The 15,072-nt window shown below is 68.4% G+C and carries 15 protein-coding genes; 12 read left to right on the top strand and 3 right to left on the bottom strand.

From position 1 onward, the window contains the following. Positions 1-114: 114 nt before the first annotated feature. A complete protein-coding gene (locus NNJEOMEG_RS01570) occupies positions 115-531 on the top strand; it encodes a DUF4079 family protein (RefSeq protein WP_173080611.1) in 417 nt (138 codons plus the stop codon). Then, positions 525-2,042 (top strand): nitroreductase family protein, encoded by a 1,518-nt coding sequence (locus NNJEOMEG_RS01565; protein WP_173080609.1) that lies wholly within the window; start codon positions 525-527, stop codon positions 2,040-2,042. The genes NNJEOMEG_RS01570 and NNJEOMEG_RS01565 overlap by 7 nt, the downstream gene beginning before the upstream one ends. 16 nt (positions 2,043-2,058) lie before the next feature. Here NNJEOMEG_RS01565 and NNJEOMEG_RS01560 read toward each other — a convergent pair whose 3' ends face one another. Further along, positions 2,059-2,610, bottom strand: a complete 552-nt coding sequence (locus NNJEOMEG_RS01560; protein WP_173080607.1) for a hypothetical protein — start codon at positions 2,608-2,610, stop codon at positions 2,059-2,061. A gap of 326 nt (positions 2,611-2,936) precedes the next feature. Between NNJEOMEG_RS01560 and NNJEOMEG_RS01555 the strand changes: the two genes are divergently transcribed. From NNJEOMEG_RS01555 to NNJEOMEG_RS01545, 3 genes are read left to right on the top strand one after another with little or no spacing between them, the layout of a single operon-like run. Next, on the top strand, positions 2,937-3,941 hold the full coding sequence (locus NNJEOMEG_RS01555) for a S49 family peptidase (RefSeq protein WP_173080606.1): 1,005 nt from the start codon (positions 2,937-2,939) through the stop codon (positions 3,939-3,941). Continuing rightward, positions 3,938-4,537, top strand: a complete 600-nt coding sequence (locus tag NNJEOMEG_RS01550) for a class I SAM-dependent methyltransferase (RefSeq protein WP_173080605.1) — start codon at positions 3,938-3,940, stop codon at positions 4,535-4,537. Before NNJEOMEG_RS01555 ends, NNJEOMEG_RS01550 begins: the two co-directional genes overlap by 4 nt. Before the next feature lie 33 nt (positions 4,538-4,570). Then, positions 4,571-5,017: a hypothetical protein gene (locus NNJEOMEG_RS01545; protein ID WP_173080604.1), complete on the top strand. Its 447-nt coding sequence runs from the start codon at positions 4,571-4,573 to the stop codon at positions 5,015-5,017. 151 nt (positions 5,018-5,168) lie between these two features. Here the strand turns inward: NNJEOMEG_RS01545 and NNJEOMEG_RS01540 are convergent, their stop codons facing one another. Continuing rightward, positions 5,169-6,359: an AI-2E family transporter gene (locus NNJEOMEG_RS01540; protein ID WP_173080603.1), complete on the bottom strand. Its 1,191-nt coding sequence runs from the start codon at positions 6,357-6,359 to the stop codon at positions 5,169-5,171. A gap of 89 nt (positions 6,360-6,448) precedes the next feature. On the opposite strand from NNJEOMEG_RS01540, the gene NNJEOMEG_RS01535 reads away from it, so the two are divergent. The 7 genes from NNJEOMEG_RS01535 (at position 6,449) to NNJEOMEG_RS01505 (ending at position 13,507) form a co-directional block, all read left to right on the top strand. Beyond that, entirely contained in the window at positions 6,449-7,408 is a 960-nt protein-coding gene (locus NNJEOMEG_RS01535) for a rhomboid family intramembrane serine protease (RefSeq protein ID WP_173080602.1), read from the top strand. Between the two features lie 409 nt (positions 7,409-7,817). Continuing rightward, positions 7,818-8,324: a PH domain-containing protein gene (locus tag NNJEOMEG_RS01530; protein WP_173080601.1), complete on the top strand. Its 507-nt coding sequence runs from the start codon at positions 7,818-7,820 to the stop codon at positions 8,322-8,324. Between the two features lie 62 nt (positions 8,325-8,386). Beyond that, positions 8,387-9,850 (top strand): HAMP domain-containing sensor histidine kinase, encoded by a 1,464-nt coding sequence (locus tag NNJEOMEG_RS01525; protein ID WP_173080600.1) that lies wholly within the window; start codon positions 8,387-8,389, stop codon positions 9,848-9,850. A gap of 1 nt (position 9,851) precedes the next feature. After that, positions 9,852-10,472 carry a hypothetical protein gene (locus NNJEOMEG_RS01520; RefSeq protein ID WP_173080598.1) on the top strand — a complete coding sequence of 207 codons (621 nt, stop codon included), beginning with the start codon at positions 9,852-9,854 and terminating at the stop codon, positions 10,470-10,472. Continuing rightward, a complete protein-coding gene (locus NNJEOMEG_RS01515) occupies positions 10,472-11,833 on the top strand; it encodes a sigma-54-dependent transcriptional regulator (protein WP_173080597.1) in 1,362 nt (453 codons plus the stop codon). The genes NNJEOMEG_RS01520 and NNJEOMEG_RS01515 overlap by 1 nt, the downstream gene beginning before the upstream one ends. A gap of 375 nt (positions 11,834-12,208) precedes the next feature. Continuing rightward, positions 12,209-12,886 (top strand): hypothetical protein, encoded by a 678-nt coding sequence (locus NNJEOMEG_RS01510; RefSeq protein ID WP_173080594.1) that lies wholly within the window; start codon positions 12,209-12,211, stop codon positions 12,884-12,886. 240 nt (positions 12,887-13,126) lie between these two features. After that, a complete protein-coding gene (locus tag NNJEOMEG_RS01505) occupies positions 13,127-13,507 on the top strand; it encodes a hypothetical protein (RefSeq protein ID WP_173080592.1) in 381 nt (126 codons plus the stop codon). An 85-nt stretch (positions 13,508-13,592) separates the two neighbouring features. On the opposite strand, the gene NNJEOMEG_RS01500 is transcribed toward NNJEOMEG_RS01505, so the two are convergent. After that, on the bottom strand, positions 13,593-15,041 hold the full coding sequence (locus NNJEOMEG_RS01500) for a menaquinone biosynthesis decarboxylase (protein ID WP_173080590.1): 1,449 nt from the start codon (positions 15,039-15,041) through the stop codon (positions 13,593-13,595). Positions 15,042-15,072: the final 31 nt, after the last annotated feature.

The following is a 15,072-nucleotide window of genomic DNA, read 5'->3' as shown; positions in this document are numbered from 1 at the left end:
GACGTAACGATTCAGGGATACTCCTCCCGGAAGGTGGCATCGGGAGGGCAGGGGCATCCTTACCCGGCGCGGCCGGACTTGGCAACCGCCCCGCACGGAGGAACCTTGCACCACGTGCATCCTGTCATCATGCTCTGCCTGACGGGGCTTGTGTTCTATGTCCTGCGGCTGGGGGCGACGCGTTTCGCGTCCAAACGTCTGGGACGCCAAGGCGTGTTCGCGTGGAAGCGCCATGTGTCGCTGGGTCGGGTCACCCTGGCGGGGCTGCTCCTCGGGGTGGCCGGGGGGCTCGGGGTCACATGGGGCGTCTGGTCGGGGCCCGGGGCCACGGGATGGCACGCCCTGCTGGGCGCATGCGCGGCGGTTCTGGCCGTGTCGGGCGCGGTCACGGGGGGCAGGCTGGACAGGGGACGCGGGAAAGCCCCGGCGGGCGTGGCCCTGCTGCACGCCGCCGGCAACACCCTCCTGGCGGCCCTGTGCCTGGCGCAGGTCTGGACCGGCTGGCGCGTGCTGGAGAACTTCGTATGGTGACCCAGGCCAGGCGCTACCACGAGGCCGTCTCCTACATGCGGGGTCTGCTTTCGGGGGGCGGGCCGGACTGGTCGGACCAGCCGCGCCAGTTCAAGAGCTATCCGGGGCTTCCCCTCGTGGAACTGCCCCGCGAGGCCGAACTGCCCGGGGTGTCGGTGGCGCAGTCCGTGCAGGGGGCGTCGGGGGCCGCCGCCGCGCCAGCGGGCCTGGATGTGCTCTCGGCCGTGCTTTTCCACGCGGCGGGGCTCACGCGTTCGGCCAGCCACGGCGGGGTGGAGCACATCTACCGCGCCTGCCCGTCGGCCGGGGCGCTCTATCCCTGCGAGGTCTATCTGGCGTGGCCCGGCGGGGGAGGGCTCCGGAGCGGGCTCCACCACTACGACGTGACGCGCCACGGGCTCACGCCGTTGCGCCCGGGGGGCGTGGACCCCGAGGCGCTGGGGCTGCCCGGGCGTTCGCGCCTGCCGGGCGAGGCGCTGTTTCTCGTCACGGCGGTAATGCACCGCAGCGCGTGGAAATACCGCGCCAGGGCCTACCGCTACCTGAACCTGGACGCCGGGCATCTGGCGGAAGGGCTGGCGCTGGGCCTGGGCGCTTACCGCATCCCCTGGCGCATGGAGCTCGACTTCTCCGACGAGGCCGTGGCCGCGCATCTGGGGCTGGACCCCGCCCGAGAGGCCTGCCTGTGCGTGGCGCGCTTCGAGGCGGGCGGCCAGGCGGAGGCGGACGCCGCGCCTGGGCCGCTGCCGGAGGGCGTGGAGGCCTTCAGCCGCTGCGCGGTCTCGGACGGGTTGGCGCAGGATCTTGCGGCGGTGCACCGGGCCGCTTCGTTGACGCATGACCATGTCTCGCCCGAATCAGGGAAAGACCGCGCCTTGCCGGGCGGCGCGGCGACGAGGCTGGGATCGGGCCTGCGCTGGCGCGCCCTGCCCGACGGGGCGGGTGCGGCCGGGCGGGCCACGTTTTTCGAGGCCGTGGAATCCCGGTGTTCCCGGCGGGCCTTCATGCCAGTGGAACTCTCTCCCGCCGTGGCGGCCCAGGCGCTCTCGACGCTTTGCGGTGCGCTCCTGCCGCCGGGCGGCCACCCGCTGGAGCACGCCTGCGAGGCGGGCGTCCTGCTGGGAAGCGGGCCATGGGGAGGGCCCGGGCTCTACATGCTGGACCGCGAGGGCGTCGCGCTGGGGCTGCGCCGCGACGGCGACATGCGCCCGGCCATGGCCTCCGTCTGTCTTGATCAGCTCTGGATGCGCCGCGCGGCCATGGTGGCGCTCTTCTTCGCGGACTTCGACGCCCTGGACCCCCTCCTGGGCGCGCGGGGCGTGCGCTGGTCCTTCCAGGCGGCGGGACGTCTGGGGCAGCGCCTCTACCTGGCGGCCGAGAGCCTTGGCCTGGGGGCCTGCGGTGTGGGGGCGTTCTACGACGGCGAGGCCGCCGAACTGCTGGGCCTGCCCGAGGGAACAAGCCTGCTTTACGCCGTGCCCATGGGGCCGGTGAAGTCTTCGCGGCGGTGAAGCGCGGGCTCGCGCGTCAGTGGGTGCGCTCCTTGAGGGTGCGCATCATGTCGCGGATCACATCCATGTGGTAGGAGATGAAGACGTTGTATTCGTGCTGGCTGCCCGGCACGGGGACGCCCTGCTGCTTGGCGGCGGCGTAGAGTTGCACGCGCGACATGCGTTCGCCGTGTTCCATCATCTGGCGCGCCGTGAAGCCGATGAGGGCTTCCTTGTTCCTGCGCGCCTCTTCCTCGGGCGTGACCTGTTCCTTGGCCTGTTGCACGCCCGCCAGCAGGGCTTCCAGCTGGGAGAGGCGGGCTTCGAGGTCTGCAATGCGGGAGTCCGGGCCGTGTTCCAGGGGGCTTTCGGCCTGCGGGGACGCTTCGGGGGCTTTGGCGAGCAGTTCCTGATGGTGCGCGGCGAACTCCAGCGCCAGGGAGATGGCCTCCCGCTGGGACCAGCGGAACGTGGACTGCAACGATTCCAGGGCCAGCGCCGCAGGCGCGGTGAGCGTGACGCCGATGGGTTTGCCGCCGCCAGCCACCTGCTTTTCCCGCCACCTGGTCGCGCGCGCCTTGCCGTTCATGCGTGCCTCCGACTTTTGCAGTCTGTTCATAAGTCACTGCTTCATTTGCTCTGGGATTGCAAGGGAGAAACGCATCAATCGTTCAACGTGCATGCGGCATGCGCAACAGACGCTCCCCTGGCGGCGTCCTGTTGTATGCCGCGCGCAGCGCCTGCCGGTCCGCCGCGGCGCGAAAGCTCGCCCGGGCCAGGCTTCGCCGTCGATGCCGACCTCCCCGAGCCTTTCGCCTCGGGCCACGGATCGTCGCGATGTTCCCGGGGCTGGCGTTGCGCGCCGTGCTGTGGAATAGGTGGCTTGCGAACCGTATCGAACCGGAGGAGCCATCCATGCAGGATCCTGTCCGCGCCCTGTCCCGTGTCCTGATCCTGTCGCTCGCGCTGGCCCTGTGCGGCTGCTCGCCGCGCTTCAGCCTCATGGGTCAGGCCGGGCAGGACCCGCTGAAGCAGTACGACCTGGAGGGCAAGGGCAGGGGCAAGGTGCTGGCCCTGTGGGTGACGGGCTTCATCGGCGCGGGCTCGCGCCAGGGGCTTCTGGGCTCGCGGCCCGGGGCGCTCCAGGAAGCGGCCGCCGTGCTCAGGAAGGCGCGGGAGGACCGGGAGATCAAGGCCCTGGTGCTCTTCGTGGACAGCCCCGGCGGCACCGTGGCGGGCTCCGACCTCCTGCTGGGCGAGATCGAGGCTTTCAAGGCCGCCACCGGGGCCAAGGTGGTGGCCCAGGCCCTTACGGTGTGCGCCTCGGGGGGCTACTACGCGGCCCTGGGCGCGGACGAGATCCAGGCGCTGCCCTCGTCCCTGGTGGGCAGCGTGGGCACGGTGTTCATCACGCCCAAGCTTGCCGGGCTCATGGGCAAGATCGGCGTCGAGGCCGAGGTGGCCAAGTCCGGAGACCTCAAGGACATGGGCTCGCCCTTCCGGCCCTCCACGGAGGAGGAACGCCGCCTGGCCGCGGAGCTCACGGAGCAACTCAACCGGGGGTTCCTGGCCCTCCTGGACGCCCGGCGCTCCCTGGCTCCGGCCGCGCGCGCCGAGGTGGCGCGCGCCGGGGTCTATTCCGGGAGCCGCGCCCTGGAGTTGGGGCTTGTCGACCGTCTGGGACACCCCGCCGACGCCGTGGCCCGCGCCCGGACCCTGGCCGGGCTGCCCCCGGACGCCAGGCTTGTGGCCTATCGCCGCCAGAAGGTCCACGACGACACCCTCTACAACACCGCCACGGCGGATTACGGGGCGGACGCCCCCCGGTCCCTCGTGCCCGACCTTTCCAGCATGGGCCTGCCCCTGGAGGCGGGTTGCTACTACCTGTGGCCCCAGGCCCTGCCCGGGGGCGGGCGGTGAACGCCTCGCCGGACCGGGGCTGCCGTCCGGCGGCCGACAGGGCCTCGGCCTTCGTTTTGCGCCGTCTGCCGCTCCTTCTGGAGGCGACGGCGCGCCTGCCCGCGCTGGACGTGGCCTGCGGCGACGGCCGCAACGGCCTTCTGCTGGCCGGGGGCGGAGCGCGGGTCCTGCTGGTGGACCGCTCCGAGGAGGTCCTTTCCAGCCTGCGCGAGCCGGGCTGTCCGCATGGAGCGGTCTTCCGGGCCATGGACCTGGAGGCCCCGGAGCTCCCGGACTTCGGCGAGGCCTGCTTCGGCGCGGTGCTGGTGTTCCGCTTCCTGCACAGGCCGCTCGTTCCGGCGCTGCGGCGCTGCCTGGCCCCGGGAGGCCTGTTCGCCTATGAAACCTACCTGGAAGGGCAGGAAACCCTGGGCAGGCCGCGTCGGCCCGAGCACCTTCTGCGGCGCGGGGAGCTGGCCCGATGGTTCGACGGGTGGGAGATCATCGAGCATTTCGAGGGTTACGAGGAGGAGCCGCCCCGGTTCATGGGGCGCATGCTCTGCCGCAAACCGTCGGCCGCCGGGCAACAGGCGGTTGCCAGCGGACGGGCCTCCTGATACCACCGCGCCACCCCAACCGGAGAACCCGCCATGCGCCTGATCGTGATCATCGTGAGTTTCCTGCTCCTGGCCGCCGCCGCCGTCTCCCACGCTCAGACCGAGCGCGACGGCGCCGCCTGGCGCGAGCAGAACGACGCCTGGAAGTACGCCTACGTCACCGGCTTGCTGGACGGCGTGACTACCGGGGCCGACTTCACCTTCCCCACCCTCACCTCGGGGAGCGTGGTGCTCCACAAGCCGGACAAGGCCTGCCTGGAAAAGGCCCAGACCACCTTCGAGTACAACACGAGCCGCTACTTCTTCGGGCTCTCCCTGCGCGACTTCGTGGACGGGCTCGACGCCTTCTACAAGGACCCGGCCAACACGCCCATCCCGGTGAACAAGGCGCTGCGAGTGTGGGCCATGTCCCGCAAGAAGGTGCCCGAGGCGGCCGCGCTCCTGGAGGAGCTGCGTAAGGAGTGGAGCCAGCCCCGCTGACCCGGCGCGCGCCAGGGCCGCAACGCGCCCTGCGCGCGGCGCAGCCTGGAGCAGGGCGGCTTTGCCGCCCGTAAGCGTATCTCACAAACCCCGCTTCGGGGTTTGGCATCAAGCTGAAGAGCCGGACCGCGAGGTCCGGCTCTTTCGCGATTCAGGGTCGGCCGTCGCGCCCGGAGTCCGGCTCCGGGGCGGTTTCGCCCTCGGGCGGGACCGGCGCGCACTTGGCGGCCAGCACCTCGTGGTATTCGTCGGCGTAGATGGAGAGCATCACCATGGCCAGGGCAAGCACCATGGGGCCGTAGAGGATGCCCAGCGGCCCGAAGAACTTGATGCCACCGATGATGGAAAGAAACACCCAGAACGTGGACATCTGGGCCTGACCCTGCATGAGCAGCGGGCGCACCACCGAGTCGATGGCCGAGACGATGATGCCGCCCCAGGCCGCCAGGAAGATCGCCCACTTCCACTCGCCGATCAGGACCAGGTAGACGGAGGCCGGCCCCCACACCAGGAGCGTGCCCACCACCGGGACGAGGGAGGCGAAGCCCATCATGGAACCCCAGAACAGGGCCGGGATGCCCGCCAGGGCCAGCCCCACGCCGCCCACCACGCCCTGGCAGAGGGCTACCAGGAAGCTTCCGACCACCACGGAGCGGGCCACGTCGCGCATCTTGCCCAGGATGCGGTCCTCCTGGGCGTCGTGCAGGGGCGAGAGGTGCTTGAGCTGGACGAGCATCCGTTCGCCGTCGCGCAGCAGGAAGAAGAGCACGAAGAGCATGATCAGGAAGTTGAGCAGCACGCCCAGGAAGTTGCCCAGGAGCTTGCCGCCCAGGTCCAGGGTGATCTGGCCGGCGTTCTTGGAGAATTCCAGGAGGTTGCCCTTGATGTCGATCTTGCCCAGGTCCAGCTCCAGCCAGGGCAGGGTCGTGTTGATCCAGTTGACGTAGGGCTCGATGGCCTCGCCCTTGAACCACGTGTCCAGGTGGGCGTCCTTGAGCCAGTTCTGCAGTGCCGCGATGGACTTGGCCGCCTGCCCGGCCAGCGCCCCCGTGAAGAGGAACAGCGGCAGGATGACGCACAGAGTGAAGAGCAGCGTGGTGCCCAGGGCCGCCAGGGTGTCGCTGCCGCCCAGGGCGCGCTTGATGCGCTGGTGCGGCCGTTGAAGCAGCGTGGCCACGATGATGGCGATGAACATGTCGTGCAGAAACGGCGTGAGCACCAGGTAGGCGAAGTAGAGCGACACCGCCAGGATGCTCAGCAGGAAGAACGAGTAGACGTGCTCCCTCCTGGCTTCCTGCGGGCTCCTGACCGGCTGGGCCGGACGACGCTTGATCTTCTGCATGGCTACCCCTTTGCGTTTCGGCGGATGACACGGCATACTTACCAGATTCGCCCCTGGCGGCAAAGCGGCATTTCCAAGGCGGACCCACCATGAACCACGCACCGGGCATTCCCCGGCAGAACTGGCTCGACTGCGCCCAGGACATCCTGGCCGAGGCCGGACTCCAGGAGCTGGACCTGGAGACGGCCCGGCAATGGTCCCTGGCCCTCTCGGCGCGCCAGGTGCCCCACCGGGTGCGCCAGGGCTGGCCCGGCCTGCGGCTCCTGGTGCCCGCCTCGCGCCTGGAGGAGGCCCAGGGCGAGCTGCGCGCCTTCCTGGCCGAGAATCCCCCGCGCCCCGTGGCGCTGCCTGATTTCCGGCCCCGCGCCACGCTCTGGGTGGAGCTGCCCGGTGTGCTCTGGAGCCTGGCGGCGGTTACGGCCTTCCTGACCATGACCGGCTCCGAAGCCACCCTCGGGGCCTTCCTGGCCGACTGGCACGGCCGGGGCGGCGGCGATACGGCGCTCATGGCCCAGGGGCAGTGGTGGCGCGCCGTCACGGCGCTCACCCTGCACGCGGACATCGCACACCTGATGGGCAACGTCTGCCTGGGGGGGACGTTCCTGGTGCTCCTGGCCCGTCAGGCGGGGCTCGGCACGGCGTGGTTCCTGGCCGTGGCCGGGGGGGCGCTGGCCAACCTGGCCAAGATCCCCCTGCAGCGTCCGGGGTACCATTTCCTGGGATCGAGCACGGCTGTCTTCGCGGCGCTGGGGGCCCTGGCGGGGGTGCGCGTGGTGCGCTTGGGGCGCGACCTCAGTTGGAAGCGCGCCCTGCCTTTCGCGGCGGGGGTGATGATCCTGGCGTTTCTCGGCGTGGGCAGCGAGGAGGAAGCCCGGCGCATCGACCTGGCCGGGCATTTCATGGGCTTCGGGGCAGGATTCGGTCTGGGGTTTCTCTACGCCTGCGCGGAAAAGTACACGGGCAAATCGGCCCGACCGCTCTCCCCGTGGCTGGGGATCGCGGCTGGCGGCCTGGCCCTGGCCGCCTGGGCGGCGGCCTTCATCCGGTGACGTTTCCGGCGGACGGGGCCGGCCCGCGTCCCGGCCCGCCCCGAGGGGCTGCCGGAGAAGGCGGACACGGCCGCGCGCGGGGCACTACTTGCAGGACTTGTCGTTGCCGTCTTTGTCGGACTTCGCACGGAAGTCCGGTCCGATGCGGGGGATTCAGCCTCCGCCGCCTTCCATCTTGGGGAAGAGCCAGTTGATCAGCACGGCCAGGGCCATGAGGACCCCGAAGAACAAGAGCGCGTCCAGCATCGGTTTCTCCTGGGCTGAATTCTTGCTTCCATCATAAGCGCCGATCGACCGGATGGGAAGGGGCGGCAAGGAAATTCCCGCCCCGGCCAAACTTTACACCGGCGGCGCAACCGCGCTAGAAGGGTGTTTCCGCCGTGCAAAAGTCCCCAACGGAGCGTGCAGCATGGACCCCCGACGCGTCCTGTCCGAGAACGAGGAAATCCGCTACCAGACCAAGAAACACTGGGCCGTGTTCCTCAAGTCCGCCATCTATTTCGGGCTTGCGGCCCTGGTGCTGGCCTACAAGGACCCCCTCCTGGCCGCCGCGCAGTTCACGCCCCCGGAGGACTTCAAGCGCATCCTGCCCCCGGTGATCAACTGGACCGTCAAAGGCTCATGCTTCACAGCCGCCGTGATTCTGGGGCTTCTGGGCATGGCGAGACTTATGAGCTTCTTCAGCAACAAGGTGATCATCACCGGCAAACGGGTGATCCAGCACGACGTGCTCTCGGGTTCGCTCACCTCCATCGACCTGGGCGGCGTGGAGTCCGTTCGCGCCTGCACGGGCCTTCTGGGCTCGCTTCTTGGCTACGGCAAGGTGATCCTGGGGCTGGGCTCCGGCCAGAAGGTGGCCATCGCCAACCTGCGCCGCCCCCACGAGTTCGAGCGCGAACTCTTCGGCGCGAAGTGATTGCCCCCGCCGCGCTTTGGGCGTAACGCCCTCCCGGCATCCCCGAACACAACCGTACGCCCATGCGCTTTCCCACAAAACCACGCTTCCCAAGGTTCGGCATCCTCTTCAAGCTGATCCTGGTGTTCGCCTCCATCCTGGTGATCATCTACTTCACCACTTCCAACATTTTCGACTATCAGCAAGGCATCGTGAACATCTCGCGCGATGTGGTGAAGGTGCGCTTCGAGGTGCTCTCCATCTCCCAGTCCATGGTGGACTCGCTGCTTTCCATGGAGGAGAACCAGAAAAAATACGAAGTGTTGCGCCAGGACAACTACCGGGAGTACTTCCTCTCCGCCCTGCGCGAATACCGGCGCAACCTGGCTTCCATCCAATGGTTCAGCTACCCCGGCTCCGAGGTCTGGCGCGAGCTGCAGGAACAGTTCCAGCAGACGTTCCCTTCCTCGCAGGACCTGGACGCCGTCACGCGCTCCGAACCGCCCTGGCTGGCCCAGGAGAAGCTCAACACCTGGACCGAGCGCATCTTCGAGGCCAAGCAGGCCAACGAACGCTCCATCGAGTCCAGCATGCGCGCCCTCTACGCCTGGAGCGAGCGCAGCGTGCGCGCGGGCATGATCGGCCTGGGCGTCTCCATGGCCGTGGCCCTGATCGGCAGCGCCTATCTCACCTATTCGTTCTTCCGGCCCCTGCGCGAACTGCGCCGGGGCATCCGCGCCTTCACCCTCGACGGCAAGCTCACCAGCGTGCGCGTGATCTCCCGCGACGAACTGGGCGAGCTGGCCCAGGCCTTCAACGAGATGACCGCGCGCCTCACCGAGGAAGAGAAGATGCGCACCGACTTCATCGACATGCTCTCCCACGAGATCCGCACGCCGCTCACCTCCATCCGCGAGTCCGTGAACCTCATGCGCGAACAGGTTTTGGGCTCCGTCAACGACCGCCAGAAGCGCTTCCTGGACATCGCCTCCTCGGAACTGGAGCGCATTTCCCGGCTGCTCGCCCGGCTCATGCAGGTCTCCAGCATGTCCTCGCGCTTCATCACCCTGAGCTTCAAGCCCGTGGACCCCGTGCACCTGCTCCACGACACCGTGGACAAGGCCACGCCCCAGGCCGAAGCCAAGGGCATCGCCATCTCCTCCCACGCGCTGCCCGACGTGCCCTCCGTGATGGCCGACACCGAACACTTGCGCCAGGCCCTGCTGAACCTCATCGGCAACGCCGTGAAGTTCTCCCCGCCCGGCTCCACCGTGGAGGCCTCCCTCCAGCTGGCCGACGGCGGCAACCAGCTGCTCTTCTCCGTGGTGGACCAGGGGCCGGGCATCCCGGACGCCGAGCAGCCCCTGGTGTTCAACAAGTACTACCGGGGCGAAACGCTGAAAAAATCCGCCGACGGCATCGGCCTGGGGCTCTCCATCGCCAAGAACATCGTGGAGGCCCATGGGGGCAAGATCTGGCTCTCCAGCAGGCCCGGGCGCGGTTGCACCTTCTTCTTCACCATACCCATCGCCAGGGAGACGCAGTAACATGCACGTTTCGCACACCCAACCGGGCCGCGCCCTCCGGCTCGCCCTCCTGACGCTCGCCCTCCTGGCCGCGGCATGCCAGCCCAAGACCCCCGTCACCGAGCCCAGGCCAGAACCCGCGCCCATCACCGTGGCCGGGGCCGACGCCCTGGACGTGGACACCGCCTACACCCAGGCCGTGGAGGCCTTCTGGTCCGCCCGCTACAAGGCCGCCGCCGCGCTCTTCGAGAGCATCTCCCGCCGCCAGGACGACCAGGCCTACCGCGCCCGCGCTCTCTTCGGCCTCGCCTGCGCCCGCCTGGCCGCCGCCCAGAACCAGGACGACCTCAAGGCCGCCCGCGACATCTGGCGGCAGTGGGAAATGGCCTCCGTGGGCGACCCCGCCCAGTCCGACCCGCGCATGCTCTCGCCCTTCCTGCAGAACGACAGGCTCCTGGCCCCGGCCAGGGAGAACCGCGAGGCCAGGCCCCTGCTGCCCCCCAAGCCCGCCCCGGCCGACGCCGACCTCGCCAGGCGTTTGCAGGAAAAGGAAAAGGAGGTATTGCACCTCCAGAAGCAGATCAAGGCCCTGGAAACCATCCACCGCGAAATCCAGGAAAAGAAGAAAATGGGCAGCCAGTAATGGCCTCCAAGGACCGCAAGACCATCCTCGTGGCAGACGACGACCCGCACATCCAGGAAGTCCTGGACGTGCGCCTCTCCTCGGCGGGCTACGAGGTCATCCTGGCCGCCGACGGGCGCGAAGCCCTGGCCGAACTCTCCCGCCGGCCCGTGGACCTCGTCATCTCCGACGTGCGCATGCCCGGCCTCGACGGCCTGGAGCTCCAGGCGCGCCTGGAAAAGATCGCCCCGCGCCTGCCCATCATCTTCCTCACCGCCTTCGGTTCCATCCAGGACGCCGTCACCGCCATCAAGAGCGGCGCGGTGGACTACCTCACAAAGCCCTTCGAGGGCCGCGAACTGCTCGACAAGGTCAAGCAGGTGCTCGACCGCCACGGACAGGGGCAGGCCGCCTCGCCCGCCGCAGGCGACGGCGGCATGTGGCGCACCGCCTCCCAGCGCATGCGCGACCTGGCCCAGGTGGTGGAAAAGGTGGCCCCCCGCGACGTGAACGTCCTGCTCCTGGGCGAGTCCGGCACCGGCAAAGAGCGCATCGCTCACCTGATCCACGAACTCTCGCCGCGCCGCGAACACCCCCTCGTGGTGGTGGACTGCGGATCCACCCCGGCCAGCCTCCTGGAATCGGAACTCTTCGGCCACGTGAAGGGCTCCTTCACGCACGCCGTCAAGGACAAGAAAGGGCTCATCGAAGAGGCCCACAAGGGCACGCTCTTCCTCGACGAGATCGGCAACATCTCCCAGGAGATGCAGGTCCGCCTGCTGCGCTTCCTGGAAAACCGCAAGATCCGGCGCATCGGAGACACCCGCGAGATCGCCGTGGACTGCCGCGTGGTGGCCGCGACCAACGCAGACCTCGCCCAGGACGTGGCCCGGGGCGACTTCCGGGAAGACCTCTACTACCGCCTGCGCGTGGTAACCATCCAGGTCCCCCCCCTGCGCGACCGCCGCGAGGACATCCCCATCCTGGCCGAGCATTTCGCCAAGTCTTTCTGCAAGGCCCAGGGCATGCCCCCCGTGGCCATACCCCGCGAAACCGCCGAGTTCATGCTGGCCTACGCCTGGCCGGGCAACATCCGGGAATTGAAAAACGCCGTGGAGGCAGGCATCGTGCTCTGCCAAGGCGGCGTGCTCACGCCCGCCGACCTCCAGGTAAGCCCCGCCGGAAAACCGCGCCATGGCGAGAGCGAAGCCCTCTCCCTGGATGAAAGCGAGAAGCAGGCCATCGTCAAGGCCCTGGAAAAGTCCAACTGGGTCCAGAAGGACGCCGCCCCCCTGCTGGGCGTGAGCCGCCGCGCCCTCAACTACAAGATCCAGAAGTACGGCATCGACATCCCCACCCGTCGCCGCGTCATCAAGCCATAGCAGGGCTCCGCCCCGCACCCCGCCAGGGCGCTGCCCTGGACCCGGCAGGGCTCCGCCCCGCACCCGCTGGGTGGATGATCCCCCCAGACCCCGCAATTGCTTCGCGATGTTTCTTTGCCGCCGTGGCGGTGGAGCTTTCCCTGTGCCCGCCCGCGCGGGGAGGGCACAGGGAAAGCAGGCCGTTACGCGAGACCCTGGCGACCGGTCGTCGCCGCGCCCGCCCCCCACGGCGTTTCCCCGGTTGACACGCGGCGGCCGCAAGCTCCAGAATATGTGGGATTCCAACGCTTCACGCAAGGCCGTGCCGCAAGGCACGCATGATCGTCAGGCATGGCGCACGGCGCGAAGCGGCTCCTGCCCGGCACGGAGGATTCAATGAGACTGCTCGCCCTCGCGGTGTTCCTGCTGGTCCACGCGGAATGCCGCGCCGACGATATTGCCGACCTGCGGCCGCTGACCAAATGGGGCAAGACGACCATCAACCTCCTCCAGGATGCCGCGCGCATGCGCGCTGAACCTCAAAGGGCCAACGGCATACTGCTCAAGGCGGTGGGCGGCGTTGTGGGAGGCGTCGCGGGCGGGGCCGCCGGGGGCGCGCTTACGCGCAGCAAGATCGGGGCGGTGGCAGGGGCGGTGGCCGGGGGCATCGCGGGCGCGAAGATCGGCGAAGAACTGGGCAAACCCGTGGACTACGCCGGGCAGATACTCACGGCCGTCAACGACGCTTTGGAGAGGTCCGGCAAACTGCTGGACGCCATGGAGACGTTCATGAGCGTCAACAACACCCCCGATGATCTTCTGTTGCCGGACATGCGCGCCGCGAGAGTCGAAATAGCGGGCATGGCCGACGAGAACGTCGCATGGCGCAGGGAACTGTATTCCAGGCCGGTCAACCGCGAAGCGGCCTTCGCCATGCCCCACGACGTCATGGTCCGGCGTTGCAAGGTCCTCGTGCTGAACGTCGACCGACTGGCCAACGAACTGGAAACGTGCTGCGACTTTGTGATCCCCGCACCCCGGGCGGACGCGCGCGCCCGCAACCCCGGTAAATGATCTCCCTGCGGAGCTTGGCCTTTTCTTCGCAACCGGCCGCGCGGCCCCCGCATTCCTCCTGCTAAGGCGCGGACGCGGGCGTTCCCGGTGCGCGAGGCCGTGCGTTGTCGCGGCCGGTCGGCGGGCGTCATGATGATGTCACGCCTTCTCAACGCGAGCGGAACGTTTTCGGGCTCGGGGTGACTTAGAAAATCCTTTCCCGACCGATCGAATGCAATAGAATCCAGGAGGAATCCATCCATGCGCCTGTTCAAGATCGTGGTTCTGGTGGCCGTGCTGGCCGCCGTTTCCGTGGGGTCCGCCATCGCCAAGGCTCCCGCGTCCTATGCCGGAACCTACGGGTTCAAGTCCGAGGCGGCCAAGGGGTCGCTCAAGCTCACCCGCGTGAAGGGCGCGCAGCACGCCTACGAGGTGCTGATGGTGGCCAAGGACGGCGCAACGTGCAGCATGGAGGGGTTCATCACCATCGAGGACGGCGTGGGCATCAGCACCGACGATCCCAAGTGCAGGTTCTCCCTGACCTTCGAGAAGGGCAACGCCCGTCTGGACAGCGGCAAGGCCTGCAACCAGTGCGGCGGCAAGGCCTCCATCGACGGCGTGTACAAGAAGGGAATGAAGTAGCGAGGCATCTGCCGCTTTCGGGCGGCTTTTCATGGCAGACGGGCCGCCCCTCCGGAGGGGGCGGCCCGTTGTTGTTTGGAGGGGCTTAGTCGATGCCGAGCGTCGGCCAGAGCTGGCTTACGCGGGCGCGCACTTCGGGGCTCATGGTCAGGGCGTCGGGCCATTCGCGGTGGTGCCCCTCGTCGGGGCCTTTGCGGGTGGCGTCGATGCCGATCTTGCCGCCCAGGTGGGGCAGGGGGCCTGCGTGGTCCAGCGCGTCGGTGGGGCCGTCCACCACCACGATGTCGCGCCGCCAGTCCACGTTGTTGCCCACGCGCCAGAGCACTTCCGAGACGTTCTGCACGTTCACTTCCTTGTCCACCAGCACGATGGCCTTGGTGAACATCATCTGTCCCATGCCCCAGAGGGCGTACATCACCTTGCGGGTCTGTCCGGGGTAGCGCTTGTCGATGGAGACGAAGCAGAGGTTGTGGAACACGCCTTCCACGGGGAGGTTCATGTCCACCACTTCGGGCAGCTGCTTCTTGATGAGCGGCAGGAAGATGCGTTCGGTGGCCTTGCCCATGTAGGTGTCTTCCATGGGGGGCGGCCCCACCAGGGTGGCGGGGTAGATGGCGTCGGAGCGGTGGGTGAGGGCCGTCACGTGGAACACGGGGTAGTCGTCGGCCAGGGAATAGTAGCCGGTGTGGTCGCCGAAGGGGCCTTCGCGGCGGCGCTCAAGGGGCTCCACGTAGCCTTCGAGCACGAACTGCGCGTTGGCGGGCACTTCCAGGTCGCAGGTCTTGCAGCGAACCAGCTCCACGGGGGACTGGCGGATGAAGCCCGCGAAGAGGAACTCGTCGATCTCGTCGGGGATGGGCGCGGTGGCGGCGAAGGTGACGGCCGGGTCCGGCCCCAGGGCCACGGCCACGGGGAGGCGCTCGCCGCGCTTTTCGGCCAGATGGTAGTGGTAGGCCCCGCCTTTGTGCTTGTGCCAGTGCATACCGGTGGTGTTCCGGTCGTAGACCTGCATGCGGTACATGCCCATGTTGCGCGTGCCGGTCTCGGGATTCCTGGTGATCACCAGGGGCAGGGTGATGAAGGGCCCGGCGTCTCCGGGCCAGGTGGTGAGCACGGGGAGGATGGAAAGGTCCACCTGGTCGCCGGTGAGCACCACGTCCTGGCAGCGGCCGCTGGAGACGGTCTTGGGAAAGATGTTGGCCATCTGGGCGAGCTTGGGCAGGAGCTTGAGCTTCTCGATGATGCCGTCGGGCTTCTTCATCTCCATGAACAGCTCGATTTTCGAGGCCAGTTCGTCCAGGCTTTCCGCGCCCAGGGACATGTTCATGCGCCGCTCGGAGCCCAGGGTGTTGGTGAGCACGGGGAAACGGCTGCCGCGCACGTTCTCGAAGAGGAGGGCGGGACCGGCGACTTTGCTCACGCGGTCGGTGACCTCGGCGATTTCCAGGTTTCTGTCGAGCTCCACGCCGATGCGGCGCAGTTCGCCCTGGCGTTCCACGGCGTGCAGGAAGTCCTGGAGGTCCTTGAATGCCATATGTCGTCTCCGTGATGGGCTGATGATGGGC

The sequence above is a fragment of the Fundidesulfovibrio magnetotacticus genome (assembly GCF_013019105.1).
Lineage (GTDB): Bacteria > Desulfobacterota > Desulfovibrionia > Desulfovibrionales > Desulfovibrionaceae > Fundidesulfovibrio > Fundidesulfovibrio magnetotacticus.
This window is presented reverse-complemented; position numbering and strand designations above follow the sequence as displayed.

Excerpts from the sequence above, each read along its gene's own strand:
- NNJEOMEG_RS01505 (WP_173080592.1), top strand. The coding sequence starts at position 13,127 with ATGCGCCTGTTCAAGATCGTGGTTCTGGTGGCCGTGCTGGCCGCCGTT.
- NNJEOMEG_RS01500 (WP_173080590.1), bottom strand. The coding sequence starts at position 15,041 with ATGGCATTCAAGGACCTCCAGGACTTCCTGCACGCCGTGGAACGCCAG.
- NNJEOMEG_RS01525 (WP_173080600.1), top strand. The coding sequence starts at position 8,387 with ATGCGCTTTCCCACAAAACCACGCTTCCCAAGGTTCGGCATCCTCTTC.
- NNJEOMEG_RS01530 (WP_173080601.1), top strand. The coding sequence starts at position 7,818 with ATGGACCCCCGACGCGTCCTGTCCGAGAACGAGGAAATCCGCTACCAG.
- NNJEOMEG_RS01540 (WP_173080603.1), bottom strand. The coding sequence starts at position 6,359 with ATGCAGAAGATCAAGCGTCGTCCGGCCCAGCCGGTCAGGAGCCCGCAG.
- NNJEOMEG_RS01520 (WP_173080598.1), top strand. The coding sequence starts at position 9,852 with ATGCACGTTTCGCACACCCAACCGGGCCGCGCCCTCCGGCTCGCCCTC.
- NNJEOMEG_RS01535 (WP_173080602.1), top strand. The coding sequence starts at position 6,449 with ATGAACCACGCACCGGGCATTCCCCGGCAGAACTGGCTCGACTGCGCC.
- NNJEOMEG_RS01545 (WP_173080604.1), top strand. The coding sequence starts at position 4,571 with ATGCGCCTGATCGTGATCATCGTGAGTTTCCTGCTCCTGGCCGCCGCC.
- NNJEOMEG_RS01565 (WP_173080609.1), top strand. The coding sequence starts at position 525 with ATGGTGACCCAGGCCAGGCGCTACCACGAGGCCGTCTCCTACATGCGG.
- NNJEOMEG_RS01560 (WP_173080607.1), bottom strand. The coding sequence starts at position 2,610 with ATGAACGGCAAGGCGCGCGCGACCAGGTGGCGGGAAAAGCAGGTGGCT.
- NNJEOMEG_RS01555 (WP_173080606.1), top strand. The coding sequence starts at position 2,937 with ATGCAGGATCCTGTCCGCGCCCTGTCCCGTGTCCTGATCCTGTCGCTC.
- NNJEOMEG_RS01515 (WP_173080597.1), top strand. The coding sequence starts at position 10,472 with ATGGCCTCCAAGGACCGCAAGACCATCCTCGTGGCAGACGACGACCCG.
- NNJEOMEG_RS01510 (WP_173080594.1), top strand. The coding sequence starts at position 12,209 with ATGAGACTGCTCGCCCTCGCGGTGTTCCTGCTGGTCCACGCGGAATGC.